This is a genomic window from Paralcaligenes sp. KSB-10, from assembly GCF_021266465.1.
Lineage (GTDB): Bacteria > Pseudomonadota > Gammaproteobacteria > Burkholderiales > Burkholderiaceae_B.
Genome location: NZ_CP089848.1, coordinates 2,779,387 through 2,796,046 on the forward strand (window position 1 = coordinate 2,779,387; position 16,660 = coordinate 2,796,046).

A 16,660-nucleotide genomic window follows, 5' to 3' on the forward strand; every position below is an offset into this window, starting at 1 on the left:
GATACGCCGCGGTAACGCCCTTTGTGGGCGCCATCATGAAAGGGCTTGCAATGAAGTTGGTGATTTGCGAATTTATGGACGATGCTTCGGTTGCAAAGCTTGCAGCCGATTTCGATACGCTCTACGACCCTACCCTGGTTGATCGTCGCCCGGAATTGCTGGCGGCGCTGGCCAATGCCGACGGCCTGATCGTGCGCAACCGAACCCAGGTCGACCGCGCCTTGCTGGAAGCCGCTTTGCGCTTGCGTGTGGTGGGCCGCCTGGGCGTGGGCCTGGACAATATCGATTTGCCCGCCTGCGAAGGCCGCCAGATTGCGGTTATTCCGGCTACCGGCGCCAATGCAAGGGCGGTGGCCGAATATGTCATAGGCACCGCCATGGCTTTGCTGCGAGAGGCCTACACCCGCAGCACGGAAACCGCTTCCGGCTCGTGGCCGCGCGCCGCACTGTCGAACGGGCGCGAGCTTTTCGGAAAAACCCTGGGCCTGATCGGCTTTGGGGGAATCGGCCAGCTGACAGCCAGCCTGGCGCACGCCTTGGGGGTGGCCGTCATTGCGCACGATCCCATGATCGCCCCCGATGCCCCCATATGGAAAAAATCAGGAACAAAGCCCAAGACACTGGACGAATTGCTGGCCCAGGCCGATATCGTTTCGCTGCATGTTCCCTTGACGGACCAAACACGCAATCTCATCGACAAGAATGCCTTGTCGAAAATGAAAGCCGGCGCCATCCTTATCAACACGGCGCGCGGCGGCATCATCGACGAGGCGGCGCTGGGCAATGCGCTGCGTTCCGGCCACCTGGGCGGCGCCGCAATCGACGTCTTCCACCAGGAACCCCTGCCCGTCGGCAACGTGCTGGCAGATGCGCCGAACCTCATCCTGACACCCCATATTGCGGGTGTCACGACAGAATCCAATACCCGCGTCAGTGCTCTGATTGCGGAGCGCGTCGCCGGCCACCTGAACCAGGCCGGCCCATCCTGACCGGAAACGCCGCATAAGCTTGCTCATCACCCTCATTTTCTAAAAGCGATTTGATTCCATGCCGCTACTCTCCATAGACGAACTGACAACCTTGGCCCTTCAAGGGCTCGAAGCGGCCGGCGCCAGCCATGAAGCGGCCCTGGCGGCGGCAAAGGCGCTTGTCGCCGCCGACGCGCAAGGCCTGGCCTCGCACGGCGTGTCGCGTGTCCCCCAATACACGACGTTCTTGCGCAATGGCCGCAGCTCCACCAAGGCAAAGCCCGAAATCCTGCGCTCCAAAGGCGGCGCCTGCCTGGTCGATGCCCAATGCGGCATGGCCTATGAAGCCTGCGCGCTGGCCGTTGAGCTGGCCGTGGAGCGCGCGCGCGAGTTCGGCGTGTCTTGCGTGGGCGTCACGAACAGCAACCATTTTGGCGCCGCGGCCGTGCATCTCGATCAAATCGGCAAAGCCGGAATGGTCGGCATGGCCTTCGGAAATTCGCCGGCGGCAATGCCAGCCTGGGGCGGGAAAACACCCTTGTTCGGCACCAACCCGATCGCCGCCATCTTTCCCCGCCGGGATACCCACGCCCTGCTCATCGATCTTGCCCTCAGCGAAGCGGCGCGCGGCAAGATCATGGTGGCCGCCAAGGAAGGCAAGGCTATCCCCCTGGGCTGGGCCGTCGACAAAGACGGCAAGCCCACCACCGACGCCCAGGCGGCCCTGGCCGGCAGCATGCTGCCGACGGGCGGCGTAAAAGGAGCCATGCTGGCGCTCATGGTGGAATTACTGGCTTGCGCGCTCACCGGCGCCGCCTTCGGCTTCGAAGCCGATTCATTCTTTTCGGCCGAAGGCAATCAGCCACGCATCGGTCAATTATTCCTGGCCATCGATCCCGGCGCCATGGCGGGCACCGACATCTATTTCTCGCGCACCGAAAAGCTCATCGAGTTGATGCTGCACGACGATGGGGTGCGGCTACCCGGCGACCGGCGCCACGCACTGCTTGAACAGTCCGCCCAAAAAGGCATTGCGGTTCCCGACGCGCTATATCAGCAATTGCTCAAACTCGCCGGAAACACCTAAGTACCGGCAATATGACAGGCGAATTCCTGACCTATCTGACTTCCATAATTCCAGCCACCCACATCGCCTTTGCGTCAATCACGCTATTGCTTGCCTATTCGATATTCGGCCTGACCGGATTCGGCTCGTCCATCACGGCAATCCCATTTCTGATACTGGTCTTGCCCTTGCATACTGCGGTATCGGTCATGCTGCTGTTCGACCTGGTCGTCTGCACGGTAATGAATTCCCGCGAATGGCGCAATATCGACAAAATCGAATTGAAGCGCCTCTTGCCTTTTTTGCTGGCGGGCGCACTGGTCGGGCTTTCGCTGCTTCTGTACGCGCCCAAAAAGCCTCTTTTCCTCGTGCTGGGCGCATTCATATTGCTGATATTCGCCTGGAACAATTTCTTCAACAGAAAAAAATACAAGATCAGTCCCGGGCTGGCGGCGCCGCTGGGGTTCTGCGGAGGCATCTTTACCACGTTGTTCGGAACGGGCGGCCCGCTATATACGATTTACCTGGCCAGCCGCATCGACGACAAGAAGGTGTTGCGCTCCACCCTGGGCACCCTGATAGGCGCCACCGCAATAATCCGGCTCTTGATGTTCCTGGCCACCGGACTGCTGCTGGATCCAGCCATTTATATTATTGCGGCCGTTCTTTTCCCAAGCGCCCTGGTGGGCTTTTTCTTCGGTAGCCGCATGCACGAGAAAATCTCGTCGGCCACAGCGAAAAAGCTGGTATGGGCGATTTTATTGCTGGGCGGCGTCAGCGCCATTGTAAAAGGGCTTTGACACAAAACGCGCGCATTCCGGGAGCCCACAAGGGACGCCCCTGCGAATTCGTAGGGATGGTCGGATTCATAGGGGTAATTCGTAGGGTGGCCCTTGCAGCCGCCCGTGTCGTCAAAGCTACGCCGGCCTTTTGGTGGCGGGGGCCGGCACAGACTCGATCAGCACATTGATGCATGCCGGCTTGCCGCTGTTGAAAGCCCTTTCGAGCGCGGCCGGCAGATCCATCTCTTTGGTCACATATTCGCCGTGCCCTCCCAGCGCTTCAACCACCTTGTCGTAGCGGGCGGGAAGCAACTCGCATCCCTGGGCGCGCGGCTTGCCATAAGTGCGCACCTGGATCTGGTATTCGGCATTCCATTTCGCATCGTTGCCCACGATGACAATGATAGGCAGGCCGTATCGCACCGCCGTATCGAATTCAGCCATATGAAAACCGAATGTGCCATCGCCCATGACGGCCACGACCGGATGGGCCGGGTTTGCGATCTTGGCGGCCAGGGCAAACGGCAACGACGGGCCTATGGAGCCGGCGACACCATTGATCAGCCTATTCTTTGCCTGTGTGACGACCGCCTGGGGCCATTGGCCTATTTCCCCGCCATCGCATACAAGCGTCGCATCCGGATGCCGGGCAAAAAAATCTTGCAATACGGCGCACAGCTCCAGAGGATGAACCGGGCCGCCAATTGCCGATTGCACGCTTTTCCATTCCGGCGGGCGATAGTCCAGCGCAGCCCTTACCTGGTTCAGCCACTCCACGGGACGCGAAGAGTGACTGCCGGCGCTGGCCAGCAATGCATCGGCCGCACTGGCCGAATCGGCCAGCGTCGACAGGCTGAGCTGGTCTTGCCTATACTTCATGACCCGCGCAATCAGGTCCTGATCGGGATCGATAACAATAAACCGGCAATTCTGGTCAATGAAAGGGCTGCTGCCGAACCGCAAGGTGAAATCCAGCGGCTTGCCGAGCAGGACGATCAGGTCGGCCAGGGCCAATATTTCGGAGAACGCGCCCAGGCTTGGATCATTGATGCCGCGGGGACTTTCCATGCCTATGACCGGAACCTGCACCGCGCCCTCCAGGCGCGCCATCAGTGCGCGGCCCGGGCCGCCGCACAATGCAGGGCCGCAAAGAATCAGGGGCCGCTGCGCTCCGGAAATTTCCTTCATGATCCGCTCGGACATGTGTGTGGAAAGCGGCATGTGGATGGCACGGGAAGCAGAAGCCTCGGGCCAAAGGCTATCTGTGGAATCGACTCTTTGCTCCAGAAGATCGAACGGCAAGCTGATATGTACCGGACCGGGCCGTCCGCTTCGGGCAATCTGCATGGCCTTCGCCAGGTCATGCCCAAGGCCGGCCGCGGATTGCGCCGTCCAGGAGGCCTTCGCGACAGGCGCCGCCATTTCGGCCTGGCGCAATTCCTGAAAACTGCCTTTGCCCAGCTCGCCCAGGCCGGCATGCCCAGACAACAGCACCATGGGCGCTTCGGAAGCCAGCGAAGTAAAGAGCGCCGCGATACCGTTCGCATGGCCCTGCCCTCCCGTTACCATCGCAATGCCAACCTGGCCCGTGGTGCGCGCATACGCATCGGCCATATGCACGCAAGCGGCCTCGTGGCGCACGTGAATGATGTCGATGGGGGTATCGATCAGTGCATCGTAAAGCGGCATGATATGGTTTCCCGAAAGGGAAAACACCTTGTCGACGCCCATGCGGGCAAGTGTCTGCGCAATAATATCGGCGCCGCGAATGCCCTGTGCTTGCATAGCGGTATTCCTTACTCAAGAATCGGATAGTCGTACTATTTTGAACCGGCGGCTCCGGGGCCGCCGCTATTCCGACAGAATAGTAGCTCCGGGAGCGACTCGGGTGAAGTGTACAGGCCTGCGCGAGAGCTCGAGCAATCCGTCGACATCCCGCACCACGGTATAGGTCGAGTTCGGCAAATCGCCCGGCTCGGGGAAATCTTCCCGAAAATGGGCTCCGCGGGAATTCTCGCGCGCCAGTGCCGCGCTGGCAATCGCCTTGCTGACCGCAATGAGGCTTTTCAGATTCAGCCAATCGTGCCAGGTAAGATTGAACGCCCGGTCTTCGCCCGATACGCCTGTCAGGTCCAGCGCGGCATCGAGCGCACCCAGCGTCTGCAGGCCGCGCTCGATGCTTTCTCCTGTGCGCGAAATGCCCACGTCGTCCCACATGCACGCATACAACTGCTCGCGAATTTCCTCCAGGTCTCCCGGCGCCTGTCCGAATGGCGCCCGATGCATTGCGACGCTGCGCTGGATGGCGGCGTCGTCCGGCGCACGCAGTTCATTATTTTGCCCGACCCATGCCGCCATGCTTTCCCCGGCTATGCCGCCAAAGACCGTGGAATTGGCCACGCCATTTCCACCCAGCCGGTTTGCCCCATGCACTCCGCCCGTATCTTCCCCGGCGGCAAAGAGGCCTTTTAGCGACGTTGTGCAATCGGGTTCAAAAACAACGCCGCCCATCATGTAATGCGCCGTCGGCACGACCTCGACCAGGCCGCCCGCCAGATCGAAGCCGCAATCGGCGCAACGCTCGACCATGCCCTTGAATTGCCGGCGCACATTGTCGGCCCCCAGGTGGCTCATCTGGATGTAGACGCCGCCATTGGGCGAGGCATCGCCCGAGCGCATTTCCGTATAGATCGAGCGCGAGACAATATCGCGTGTTGCCCGCTCGCCGCGAGGATCGTAATTGTGCATGAAGCGCTCACGCTTGCCATTCAGCAGATAGCCGCCCGCACCGCGCAAGCCCTCTTCGAGCACCGTGCCAGTCATGCGCGTGCCGGTTCCCGCCAGCAGGCCGGTCGGATGGAACTGCACCATTTCCATATCGCGCAGGAACAGGCCGGCCCGCAAGGCCATCGCCAGGCCGTCACAGCTCTTTTCTCCGGAAGGAGTGTGATACTTGTACATGGTGGGGCCGCCGCCCGTTGCCAGCAACACCGCCTTGGCCTGCACAAATACAAACTCGCCGCTATGCATGGATATCATCAGCACGCCGGCAAGCGCGGTACCGTCGGCCGTTTTTATGAGCTCAACGGCCCGGTGCTCTTCCAGCCGATGTATGCCGCGGGCCCACACCTGCTCGGAAAGCCGATTGATGATCTCGATACCGGTGAGATCGCCCTTGTGCACGGTCCGGTCGAAAGTCTGCCCGGCAAAGGCCTTCTGATGCACGGTTCCGTCGGGATTGCGATCAAAAAAACAACCCAGCTCATTTTCGAGCTCGTGTACGCGCTCGACCCCTTTGGTGACCAGCGTCCAGGCAAGATCCTGGTTGGACAGCCATTTGCCGCCCTCGATCGTATCCATGAAATGGCGCTCTACCGAGTCGCCCTCCGCCAGGGCGACGTTATAGCCGCCTTGCACCATCCTGGTACAGCCCGACTTCCCAAGCAGGCCTTTTACGGCAACGGTCACCGACAGTTCCGGATTGGCGCTATGCGCATGCAATGCGGCGAACAGGCCCGCGCCCCCGGAACCCAGGATCAGGATATCGGTTTGTATGCGTTTGACGCTCATGCGGATTTAACTCCAAGAGACGCCAGCACCTGGGCGCGCCGCGCCGCGGCATCGTTGCGCACAACGTTGTACAGACTGCCGCCCTGGCTATCCATGGCCACCAGCAAGGGGCCGAAATCCTTGACACGAAACTTCCACAGGGATTCGGGATTCAGGTCGTCCAGATCGACGTCTTCGATCTGTTCTATCCAGGTCGTTTCCAGCGCCGCCGTACCGCCCACAATGGCAAGGTATACGCCGCCCAGTTCCTGGAACGCCGACAGGGAATCTTCCCGCAGGCCGCCTTTGCCGATAATGATGCGCACGCCGGTTTCGCTCATCAAGGGGCGGGTGAAACGCTCCATGCGATCCGAAGTGGTTGTGCCTATGCAAATAGACGCATAACCGCAAGGATTTTGCGCGTCTTTCGGTACTTTCTTTACGTTCGGCGCGGTATGAATAACCGCATGGCCACGCAGGTCGAAACGCGTGCTGCGATGATGATCGAACATATGGATCTGCGTAGCATCGCGGATGCCGAACAATGTGGTTTGCAGGGTAACGGTGTCGTTGATGCGCAGCCGCCGGACCTGCTCTTCGGTCACTGGAGTGCTGAGTTCGTAGTGGGCCATGATCAGAATCCGTAAGAAACGCCCGATGGCGAAAAAGTGGCGGTCGCCCTGCGGGCGGAATGGCACTGCATATTGACCGCCACCGGGTTCATCGTAATGTGCGTGGAGGCCAGTTCGATATGGACGGCAAATGCCGTGGAGTCGCCCCCCAGGCCCTGCGGCCCGATGCCCAGTTGATTCACCGCGGCCGACAGCTGCTGCTCGAGCTTGGCCCCTTCGGGATCTGAACAATGGCTCCCCAGGGCCCGGGTCGCGGCCCGTTTGGCCAGCGCCACGCACAAGTCGGAGCTGCCGCCCACGCCGACGCCGACAATCGTGGGCGGACAGGTTTTCCCGCCCGCCGCCAAAACGCAATCGATCGTAAAGGCCTTGATGGCGTCGATTCCCTCGGCGGGTATGGCCATCTTGAGGAAAGAATTGTTTTCCGAACCACTGCCTTTGGGAATCATGGTTATTTTCAGATAGTCCGGGATATCGACGAAATCGATGCTGATTACCGGCACCTCTATTCCACAGGACGTATTGTCGTTGATGCGGGTAAGCGGATGCACAATGGACGAGCGGAACGGATGCTCGGTCGTGGCGCGCTCGCACCCCTTGCGGATCGCCTGTTTGAGCGCGTAGCCGTTCACCTCCGCATTGCTGCCTATGGCTATCTTGTAAATGGGTACGCCGGTGTCCTGGCACAGCAAATTGTTGGCGCCTTCGGCCACGCTGATATTGGTGATCATGGTGCCGAGAATGCGCTGGGCGACCGGTGCGGTTTCAGCCGCGGCCAAGCTGGTGAAGCCCTCTTTGATATCGGGCGGCAGCACCTTCAGGGCGCGAATGTACAGTTCCTTCGCCGCTTCTTCAACGGCCGACAGATCAATTTTCACAATATCTCCTTCAGTATCCGGCGCGCCGGCACTTATCCAATCAATGCCAGGGCAAAAGCGAGCCCGACCGCAATGCCAAAACCGCCGGCACCGGCGATCCAGTTTTTGCGCAGCCCCGGCTGCCCGCCGAACTCGATCAGCAAGAGCCGTATTCCACCCATCATGTGCAATGACAACAGAACGACCACGCCCCATTCGCTGAACTTGAACAAGGCGTTGTCGGTAAGCTTCAGGAATCCGTCGAGCGCGGCTTGGCCGTGTATCGCCCGGCTTAGCGCCCAAAAATGCACCGGCAGGAACAAACCCAGGACCAGCCCCGAAATGCGATGAACCAGGAACGCCCAGTAGGCCGGGTGATTGCGCGAACGGAAATCATTGCCGCGCTTCATGATGCAAGCACCGCATAAACGGCGAGAAACCCCATGAACAGGATTGCAACGCCAAAAATATTGGAAACCATATTGGCCGTTTTTTGAGGCCAGGCCAGCCATTCTTCCGCAATTTTCGCCAGGCCGATCGGCACATGCACCGTACAGGCCAGCACAAAAATGCCGTAGAACACGCCTACCCACCAATTACCCTGTGTGCGGCCGAGGATTTCAGCTGCGGTAAGCCCGCCGCGCACCGCATAGATAATCACGCCGATGTGGACCAGCACGCAAATGGCCAGCACCATTGCGCTGATGCGCTGCCAATACCAGCGCCTGGCTTGATGCGCGGCCGTCGTCATAGATCGCCCCGGATGGCCGCCTTGGCGGCAAGCTTTTTCAGGCCGGCAATGCTGAAGGTTGGCGAAAGCCCCTTGGGACAGCGCTCGGTGCAGGAACCCTGGGTATGGCAGGAATGGCAGCCGGCATCGCCCGCCACCGCCTGCAAACGCTCATGCTGCTGCATGTCGCGCGCATCGTTGACCAGCGTCCAGGCACGATTGAGTGCCGCGGGGCCCAGGAAATCGGGCCGCCAGGTGACGACATCGCACGACGAATAGCATACGCCGCAACCGATGCATTCCATGCCGGCATCGGCCGCAACACGCTCTTTGGAGGCCGGATCGACCCGCGCGAAATCGTCGTGGCGCGTCTTCGAACCCTTGAACTGCCCCTTGGCGCGCGCCCATTTGTCGAAAAACTCGTTCATGTCGGCGGCAAGATCCTTGACGACCGGCAGGTTTGCCAGAGGCGCAATTTCCAGTTCGCCGCTGCTTGCGACCTTGGCGACGTGAGTGCGGCACGTCCAGCGCGCAACCCCGTTGACCGTCATGGCACAGGAACCGCACATGCCGACGCGGCATGAGAAACGATAACTCAGAGTGTGATCCAGATGGCGCTGGATATACGTCACGACGTCGAGGACGGTCTGGCTTTCGCGGCGCGGCACCTCGTAGGCCACAAAACTGCCTCGCTCCTTTCCGCGCCAGACCTTCACATTGAGATTGTCAGTCATAAAGCTCTCTATTTCCCTTTGGCATACAGCGGCGCCGCAACCGGCCCCATCGCATTGCCGAAGCATGATCGACCAGGCCGAATCCAATAGCTTTTATTATTAGCGCCGCCATTCAAAAAGAAAAGCTAGTATTTATTCGTTAAAAATAAATTTTTTCTTTATTATTGATAGCCTTCCACCCGCAAGCCAAACCGCCGTTAAACGGCCTGGCTTGCGGTGCACAACCCTGCAGAACCTCAACTGCCGTGCGCATTCTGCACATTGGGGAAGAACATGTCTTTCCAGGATGCAGGCTTGACCTTGATGAAACCGATTCGGTACATGAAATCGACGTATTTCATGACGTTTTTCGGCGTAGTCGTGAATTCGACGTTCGGATCGTTCAGGATTTTTTCGAAAAATTCCACCGGCTCTTTCGATTTGGTGACCTTGATGTACAGCTCGGCGGCCGCCTTTTTATCGTGGTTGATAAAAGCGATTGCCTCGTCGAACGCTTTGACGAAGGCCGCATAGGTCTTGGGATTGGCATCCGCGAATTTCTGGGTTGCCCAGACGATATTGAACGTATGCGGGCCCCCGGTTACATCGTACGAATTCAAGACGGTATGAATCCCGGGCTTGCTCAGTTCGATGTACTGGAACGGCGGAGACGTGAAATGGCTGTCGATTTCACTGCTGCCCGACAGCAGCGCCGCCATGCCATCCGGATGCGATTGGGTCACGGTCAATGCATCCAGCTTGTTTTGCTGGCCCGGACCGAAGGCCTTTTCCGCCGCCATTTGCAGCGTTATAGCCTGAATCGAAACCTTGACCGCCGGCAGCGCAATCCGGTCTTTGCTGGTGAAATCTTTGATTGTCTTGACGTCAGGGTTGCGGGTGTTCAACAGCAAAGGCATGGAATTCATGGCCGACACGCCCTTGACGCCAACGTTCTTGACGGTCTTGGACCACAATGTGACGAACGGCCCCACGCCCCCCGATGCGAACTGCAAATCGCCCGACAATATGGCATCGTTCATGACATTGCCGCCGGCGAATTTGGCCCATTTCACCTCGATGTCGCCCAGGCCGGCCGCCTTTGCTTCTTTCCGCAGAAGCTGTTTCTCCTGCATCACCATCAATGGCAAATAGCTGATTCCATACTGCTGCGCAATGCTGACGACCTTGATTTCAGCCATGGCGCTGGGGCTTGATCCAGCCAGCAAGCTGGCCCCCAGCAAAAGCGGCAATCCGAGTTTTCCGAGTTTCATTTTGTCTCCTTTTTTGCTTCGTTAGGTGGCGCACACGACACGCCTTTTGAAGTCTACCGGAACCGATATGCTACCTTCCTGATTCCGCATCCAATTCTGGATTCTTGTTTATTGTTGCTCGAGCGCGGATCCACGCTACCCACTGGCAGCGCCCTTCATAACGGGATCCATCCGCCCGCCCCGCACACGCCGCGGCGCATTGTTATAGTCGATTGCATGATAGGTTCTGAATTCATCAATGTCAACTATATGACTTGTATCAATGGAACGCTTTTTACTATAATCCTGGAAAACCGGCCTCGTCATTAAAATGACGCTTTCCCATATTAAACAAATAGTGCTAAACCATGCGTGAATATGCTCCGTCTTCGAGCGTCGGCCTGACTTTATACAAATTGGTCAAGCGCCAGATGCTGGCCGGACTGTCGGCCGGGGAATGGAAACCCGGCGAAGTCATCCCTGCCGAAAAACAGCTTAGCCAGCGCTTCGATGTGTCGATCGGCACCTTGCGCAAAGCCATCGACGAACTGGTCGCTGAAAACATCCTGATCCGACACCAGGGCCGCGGCACTTTTGTGGCCATGCACAGCCGCGAACAGCATCTGTTCCATTTTTTCAATGTCGTGCGCCACGACGGCCTAAAGGCCCCGCCCGACGTGGCGCTGGTTCAGTTTGCCAAAACCAGGGCCGATAAAAAAACTTGCGAGAAACTGGGTATCGCCAGCAGCGCCAAGGTTTTCAAGCTGACCAACGTGCTCAGGCTGAACAACGCGCCGGTACAGGTGGATGAAATAACTGTGCCGGAAGCCCTGTTCGCCGGGCTCAGCGAATCGCAGTTGCGAAACCGCCCCAGCACCTTGTACAGCCTGTACCAAGAGGCCTTCGGCCTGAACGTCATCCGCATCGACGAGCGCGTGCGCGCAACGCCGGCCGATGAAGAACAGGCCAGGCTGCTTGGCATAGCGCCCGGCACCGCACTGCTGCAAATACACCGGATTGCCTTTTCCTATAACAACCAGCCCATCGAATGCCGCGTGTCTTATCTTGACACGCGGCACTACGAGTATTGCCCCAGAGTGGCGCAATAAGGCTTTTGCCCAATAAAGCTTTTATTTGCCTGGCCGAATCTGCGCCGCGGCCGAGAAATAGGACTTTATTTCGCTGGTAAAGCTCAGCCTGAAGTGACTCTGCCGTTCCAGCAATCCCACGCGCCGGCATATTTGCACATCGGGCAATTCAATGACCCGCAAGCGCCGGTCGTTGGCCCAGTCCACATTGGCCAGCTTTGGAACAATCGAGCCGCCAAAGCCTTGCCTGACCAATTCAATAATCGTCTCGATCGAATTGAGTTCCATCTCTTCGTTGGGTTTGGCCGCAAAGGATTCCAGAACCTTCTGCACCAATTGGCCGGTCCAGGTACGCCGGTCGAAACGCAGAAACGGCAGCGTCGCCAGCACCTCATCGGGTGTGAGCGAAGAATCGACCGCCTCCGGTGATTGACTGGGCACGATCAACACCATGGGCTCCGTGTAAAGAGGCGTCCAGATCAATTCCGAGCTTAACAACACCGGAGATTGCGTCACAACGGCGGCGTCCAGCTCTCCCCTTTGCACCTTGTCGGCAAATTCGCTGGACAAACCGGCGTACAGTTTTACATTCAAGCCCGGATGCTTTTTCTTGATGGCCCTCAAGGCATCCGAAAACGCCCCCATGAGCGCGGACACCAGGGCTCCCACCGCAACAGGCCCGGACAGCTCGCCATCGTCATGGCTACTTGCCAAGGCATCGTAAGCCCTGACGATGGCCTGGACTTCCGCGACTTTTGCCTGGCCCTGGGGGCTGAGCACGGCCGAGCGCCCGGTCCGGACGAATAATTCGCAATTGAGCGCCTGTTCCAGCGTCTTTATCTGCAAGCCGACCGCCGCCGCGGTCAGGCCTATTTCCGCCCCCGCCGCCGCGAACGTGCCGTAGCGCACCACCGCCAGAAAGGTTCTAAGCGTTCGAATCGACGACATACATGCCCGCGCCCGGAAAAGTACTGCCCGGCATCGTATCAGCGTTCAATTTTTATAGCCCGGATCGCGGCGATCCAGATAACGGAGCATGGCCGGCCACTCCATGATTCCGAACGGACGGCGCGTAGTGGGCAAATACAAATGATGCGTCTTGTTGACCACCTGTTCGGATGGAATGATCAACTCGGTACCCGAGGCCATCGCATCGACCTGGGCCCGGCAGGCCATTTCCAGCCAGTACATGGTGTTGAACGCCTCGGCCACTGTGGGCGACGCGACCAGCAGGCCATGGTTTCTTAATATCATCGCATCCTGCGTGCCCAAATCGGCCACCAGCCGGGACTGCTCGTCCAGATCGATCGCCACACTTTCATAGTCGTGGTAGGCGATATCCTTGAAGCGCATGGCCGTCTGGGTCAGAGGCAGCAGGCCGACCTCCATCGCCGACACGGCCATCCCCGCCCGGCTGTGGGTATGAATGACACAGGCCACATCGCGCCTTGCTCCATGCACCGCGCTGTGGATGACGTAGCCCGCCTGATTCATTTCATAATCGGCATGGGGATTATGCAGTATCTCGCCCTGCACATTGATCTTGATCAGGCTGGAGGCTGTGATCTCTTCGTACATGAAGCCATACGGATTGATGAGAATCTCATCGCCCGCCCCGGGTATGCGCGCCGTGATGTGGTTATAAATGAGATCGCTCATGCCGAATAAAGGCATGAGCCTGTAACACGCCGCCAGATCGACCCTGGCCTTCCATTCAACATCGCTGAACGCGTGCGTCATTTTTGCGTACTCCTGCTTGCTTGCCGAGGCTGGCCGCCCCGCGTCAGGCCTGGCCCATGTAGTCGCGCTTGCCTATCTCGACACCGTTGTGCCGCAAAATCGCGTAGGCCGCGGTGACGTGAAAGAAAAACTGCGGCAGGCTGTACGTCAACAGGTACGACTGGCCGGTAAACCTCTTTTCCTTGGGTGTGCCAGGGCGTAGAACGATCTCGCGCTCTTCATTGCCATCGATCTGCGCGGCGGTAAGCCCTTCGACAAAGGCAAGGGTCTTGCCGATCAGCGCATGAAGCTCGGAAAATGTTTTTTCAGTATCTTCGAATTTGGGTATATCCACCCCGGCCAGGCGCGCACAAGCCCCGCGGGCGAAATCGCCGGCAATCTGCACTTGTTTGACCAAGGGGAACATATCGGGGAAAAGCCGAGCCTGCAGCAAGGCGTTCGGGTCGATGCCCTTGGCGGCAATATGCGCTTCCGCCTTGCCCAGCACAGCGTCGAGCGCGCTTAGCATCTGTTTGAAAACGGGAACCGTGGTTGCGTAGAGAGAAATAGTCATGGTATTTCCTAGGTGATAAGTGAGTTGATTATAGGCATCTGGCGGAAAATATCCGAAATGGCGCTACGCAAAGCAATAGATGGCCTTGCCTCTTGCAGAACCACGCATCAGCGATGCGCCACCTTGGCATACTCCAGCGCGATCCGTCGGCTCAGTTCGTGCAGTTCCTCGGCGCAGACAGGTTCCTGGGCTTTGGGCATGGCGGCGGCGGGACAGGCGCGCGCAAGGCTTCCGATCAGGCGCTGGTCGTCGGGCAAAAGAATAGGCACCGCCACGCCCATGACAAACGGCGTGATCTGCCCATGGCTGGTCGCGAATCCGGCGCGGCGGATAGCGGCCATATTACGGCGGAATTCATTCCAGTTGGTTCCCAGGCCGGCCGCCTTGATTTCGCCTTCGTCGCGCAAATAGGTTTGCCGGATGCGGTGCTGCGAAAGATAAGGCAGCATGGCAAGCGACGCCGCGCCCTGGAACAGCGAAAAAGGTATGCCCCGCGCCCGGCGCATGGTAAGGCGCTGGCCGTTATGCTCCAGCATATCGGGCCCTACCTTGTAGATGCACAGCACCTTGTCGTTATACAGGCTGTGCAACAACAAGGCGCTGTTGTCGCAATGCTGCTCGCTCAATACGGTCCGGCCGGCGCGATAAAGCGGATCGGTCAGCGCCGCCAACCGTTCCAGTTCGATAATGCGCGGCCCAAGGCTGTACGCCCCGGCGGAGGCCGGCGTCACCAGGCCGGCATCGGACAGCTCCTTGATGTAGCGGTAGGCCGTGGATCGCGTGTATCCCAGGGCCGCCGTAATGTCCTCGACGGCCACGAGCGGCGTCGCAACCGAAAACATGCCCAGAATGTCGAGCGCGCGGGTGAGGCTGGAAGAAGTGTCTTTCGGGTTCAAGGTCACGAGCGTAGTTAGCCAATCAGCTGTGGATTGTAAAGGCATAAGCCGTCATTCCGGGATTGATTTGGAACCATCCTTGAAATTGGGTTTTTATTAAAAATCCCATTAAACAGGATTATTGATAAAATCAAAATAACAGGATAGTATAAAAAAGACAGATTACCAGACCAAGCACATGAGCACCAAAAAACTGACCGGCCGCGTACCGGCTGAAGCAATCCGGCGCATGACGCTGACGCGCCTGCCGGCGGAACTGCTGCAGCGCTATGCGCGCATAGACGACCTGACCGGCACCCTTTCCGACGCCATGGACAAATTGGGCATGGCCGGCGCGATTCCCGCATCCGTGCTGGCGCCCACGCTAAGTCGAAAACGCCTGGTGGGCCAGGCCGTGACCGTGCGAAACGTCGAGCGCAGCGAAAGCCCCGCACATGCCGCCGCAAGCGGCATCGGGAAAATGGGCGAGCACGAAGCCTATAACCTGGCCGAGCCTGGCGACGTGGTGGTCATCGAAGGCCTTGCCGGCGTCTCGAACATGGGAGGCCAGTCGGCCACGGTCGCGCACCGGGCGGGCTGCGCGGGCGCCATCATCGACGGGTCGTTTCGCGACCCCGGCGCCTCGCGCGAGCGCGACTTCCCGATCTGGTCGCGCGGCGTCACCCCCCTTACCGGCAAATGGCGCCTGGAAACAGTGGAAATCAATGGCCGGGTGCGCATCGCCGGCATCAGCGTCGACGCCGGCGATCTCGTCGCCGCGGATGAGGCGGGCATCGTCTTCGTGCCCTACGCCCACGCGCATGCCGTGCTTGCCGAAGCCGAAAAAATCGACGCGGGCGACAGCCGTCAAAAAGCCGACATCGCCGCCGGGATCGACCTGGCGACGCTGGCCGCCACAAAATACAAGTAATTCCTGGAAACCGAAAATGCCGATCGAAACCAATATTGACATCGACTGCGTGGTGCAGAGCGCCGATATCCTCGGTGAAGTTCCTCTCTGGTGCGGCCGCACGCGCCGCCTGTGGTGGATAGACGTGCGCCGCCCGGCGCTGCAGTCCTACGACCCAGCCACCGGCAAGCACACCGCGCAGCGCCTTCATCCCGACCTGGTGACCGGGTCGATTGCATTGCGCGAGGCGGGCGGCTTCGTGCTGGCAACCGGCACGGGCCTTTACCTGTACGACCCGGCCAGCGGCAAGGCGGCCGAGCGCATCGGCCACCCCGAGGAAGGCAAGCCCGGCATGCGCCTGAACGACGGCAAGTGCGACCGGCGCGGCCGCTTCTGGGTCGGCAGCATGCACGACGTGCAACGCGAACCGCTGGGCACGCTTTACCGGCTCGACGCCGACCACAGTTGCCACGCCATGCTCGACGATTTCGTGCTGCCCAATGCGCTGTCATGGAGCCCGGACGACCGCACCATGTATTTCGCCGACACGCACAGGCAGATCATCTGGGCCTTCGACTACGACATCGATGACGGCGCCATCTCCAATCGACGCGTTTTCAAGGACTGGACTCATCAACTGGGCCGTCCCGACGGAGCCACCGTGGATGCCGAAGGCTTTGTCTGGAACTGCATGGTCGCCACCGGCCATCTGGTGCGGCTGGCCCCGGACGGCCGGGTGGACCGCACGATCCAATTGCCCGTCACCAACCCCACCTGCCCGGCATTCGGGGGCGACGGACTCGACACGCTTTATATCACCAGCCACTCGCAACGCTTCACTCCCGAACAGCAAACCCGGGAACCCCTGGCTGGCGCCTTGCTGGCACTGAACGTCGGCGTACGCGGCTTGCCCGAGCCGCGCTTCGCGGGCTGAAAAAAATCACAAA

The 16,660-nt window shown here is 59.4% G+C and carries 17 protein-coding genes and 1 pseudogene; 6 read left to right on the top strand and 12 right to left on the bottom strand.

Annotated elements, in window-relative coordinates; genetic code table 11:
• The first annotated feature begins 50 nt into the window (after nucleotides 1-50).
• From LSG25_RS12710 to LSG25_RS12720, 3 genes are read left to right on the top strand one after another with little or no spacing between them, the layout of a single operon-like run.
• Nucleotides 51-989 (top strand): hydroxyacid dehydrogenase, encoded by a 939-nt coding sequence (locus tag LSG25_RS12710; protein ID WP_232744681.1) that lies wholly within the window; start codon nucleotides 51-53, stop codon nucleotides 987-989.
• 58 nt (nucleotides 990-1,047) lie between these two features.
• Complete coding sequence (locus tag LSG25_RS12715) at nucleotides 1,048-2,055, top strand: Ldh family oxidoreductase (RefSeq protein WP_232741293.1); 1,008 nt, start codon at nucleotides 1,048-1,050, stop codon at nucleotides 2,053-2,055.
• Between the two features lie 11 nt (nucleotides 2,056-2,066).
• On the top strand, nucleotides 2,067-2,834 hold the full coding sequence (locus LSG25_RS12720; protein ID WP_232741294.1) for a sulfite exporter TauE/SafE family protein: 768 nt from the start codon (nucleotides 2,067-2,069) through the stop codon (nucleotides 2,832-2,834).
• 117 nt (nucleotides 2,835-2,951) lie between these two features.
• On the opposite strand, the gene LSG25_RS12725 is transcribed toward LSG25_RS12720, so the two are convergent.
• The 8 genes from LSG25_RS12725 to LSG25_RS12760 form a co-directional block, all read right to left on the bottom strand.
• Nucleotides 2,952-4,601 (bottom strand): thiamine pyrophosphate-binding protein, encoded by a 1,650-nt coding sequence (locus LSG25_RS12725; protein ID WP_232741295.1) that lies wholly within the window; start codon nucleotides 4,599-4,601, stop codon nucleotides 2,952-2,954.
• Nucleotides 4,602-4,667: 66 nt separating this feature from the next.
• Nucleotides 4,668-6,386, bottom strand: a complete 1,719-nt coding sequence (locus tag LSG25_RS12730; RefSeq protein ID WP_232741296.1) for an L-aspartate oxidase — start codon at nucleotides 6,384-6,386, stop codon at nucleotides 4,668-4,670.
• A complete protein-coding gene (locus LSG25_RS12735; protein WP_232741297.1) occupies nucleotides 6,383-6,997 on the bottom strand; it encodes a fumarate hydratase C-terminal domain-containing protein in 615 nt (204 codons plus the stop codon). The genes LSG25_RS12730 and LSG25_RS12735 overlap by 4 nt, the downstream gene beginning before the upstream one ends.
• A 2-nt stretch (nucleotides 6,998-6,999) precedes the next feature.
• Nucleotides 7,000-7,875 (bottom strand): fumarate hydratase, encoded by an 876-nt coding sequence (locus LSG25_RS12740; protein ID WP_232741298.1) that lies wholly within the window; start codon nucleotides 7,873-7,875, stop codon nucleotides 7,000-7,002.
• 32 nt (nucleotides 7,876-7,907) lie between these two features.
• Nucleotides 7,908-8,264 (bottom strand): succinate dehydrogenase, cytochrome b556 subunit, encoded by a 357-nt coding sequence (gene sdhC, locus LSG25_RS12745; protein WP_232741299.1) that lies wholly within the window; start codon nucleotides 8,262-8,264, stop codon nucleotides 7,908-7,910.
• Nucleotides 8,261-8,605 carry a succinate dehydrogenase gene (locus LSG25_RS12750; protein ID WP_232741300.1) on the bottom strand — a complete coding sequence of 115 codons (345 nt, stop codon included), beginning with the start codon at nucleotides 8,603-8,605 and terminating at the stop codon, nucleotides 8,261-8,263. The genes sdhC and LSG25_RS12750 overlap by 4 nt, the downstream gene beginning before the upstream one ends.
• On the bottom strand, nucleotides 8,602-9,318 hold the full coding sequence (locus LSG25_RS12755) for a succinate dehydrogenase/fumarate reductase iron-sulfur subunit (RefSeq protein WP_232741301.1): 717 nt from the start codon (nucleotides 9,316-9,318) through the stop codon (nucleotides 8,602-8,604). The genes LSG25_RS12750 and LSG25_RS12755 overlap by 4 nt, the downstream gene beginning before the upstream one ends.
• A gap of 236 nt (nucleotides 9,319-9,554) precedes the next feature.
• Nucleotides 9,555-10,568 (bottom strand): ABC transporter substrate-binding protein, encoded by a 1,014-nt coding sequence (locus LSG25_RS12760; RefSeq protein WP_232741302.1) that lies wholly within the window; start codon nucleotides 10,566-10,568, stop codon nucleotides 9,555-9,557.
• Between the two features lie 347 nt (nucleotides 10,569-10,915).
• Between LSG25_RS12760 and LSG25_RS12765 the strand changes: the two genes are divergently transcribed.
• A complete protein-coding gene (locus LSG25_RS12765; RefSeq protein WP_232741303.1) occupies nucleotides 10,916-11,656 on the top strand; it encodes a GntR family transcriptional regulator in 741 nt (246 codons plus the stop codon).
• 21 nt (nucleotides 11,657-11,677) lie between these two features.
• Here LSG25_RS12765 and LSG25_RS12770 read toward each other — a convergent pair whose 3' ends face one another.
• The 4 genes and pseudogenes from LSG25_RS12770 to LSG25_RS12785 all read right to left on the bottom strand — a co-directional run bounded on the left by LSG25_RS12770 (nucleotide 11,678) and on the right by LSG25_RS12785 (nucleotide 14,869).
• A complete protein-coding gene (locus LSG25_RS12770) occupies nucleotides 11,678-12,583 on the bottom strand; it encodes a LysR family transcriptional regulator (RefSeq protein ID WP_232741304.1) in 906 nt (301 codons plus the stop codon).
• Nucleotides 12,584-12,628: 45 nt separating this feature from the next.
• Nucleotides 12,629-13,393: pseudogene (locus LSG25_RS12775) on the bottom strand (class II aldolase/adducin family protein); the annotation flags it as partial.
• Between the two features lie 25 nt (nucleotides 13,394-13,418).
• Nucleotides 13,419-13,928 (bottom strand): DUF1993 family protein, encoded by a 510-nt coding sequence (locus LSG25_RS12780; protein WP_232741306.1) that lies wholly within the window; start codon nucleotides 13,926-13,928, stop codon nucleotides 13,419-13,421.
• Between the two features lie 107 nt (nucleotides 13,929-14,035).
• Nucleotides 14,036-14,869 carry an IclR family transcriptional regulator gene (locus tag LSG25_RS12785; protein WP_232741307.1) on the bottom strand — a complete coding sequence of 278 codons (834 nt, stop codon included), beginning with the start codon at nucleotides 14,867-14,869 and terminating at the stop codon, nucleotides 14,036-14,038.
• 133 nt (nucleotides 14,870-15,002) lie between these two features.
• Between LSG25_RS12785 and LSG25_RS12790 the strand changes: the two genes are divergently transcribed.
• Both LSG25_RS12790 and LSG25_RS12795 read left to right on the top strand, forming a co-directional pair.
• Nucleotides 15,003-15,734: an RraA family protein gene (locus LSG25_RS12790; RefSeq protein WP_232741308.1), complete on the top strand. Its 732-nt coding sequence runs from the start codon at nucleotides 15,003-15,005 to the stop codon at nucleotides 15,732-15,734.
• 16 nt (nucleotides 15,735-15,750) lie between these two features.
• The gene (locus LSG25_RS12795) at nucleotides 15,751-16,647 is read left to right on the top strand and encodes an SMP-30/gluconolactonase/LRE family protein (RefSeq protein WP_232741309.1); all 897 of its coding nucleotides are present in this window, start codon (nucleotides 15,751-15,753) and stop codon (nucleotides 16,645-16,647) included.
• The last annotated feature ends 13 nt before the right edge of the window (nucleotides 16,648-16,660 follow it).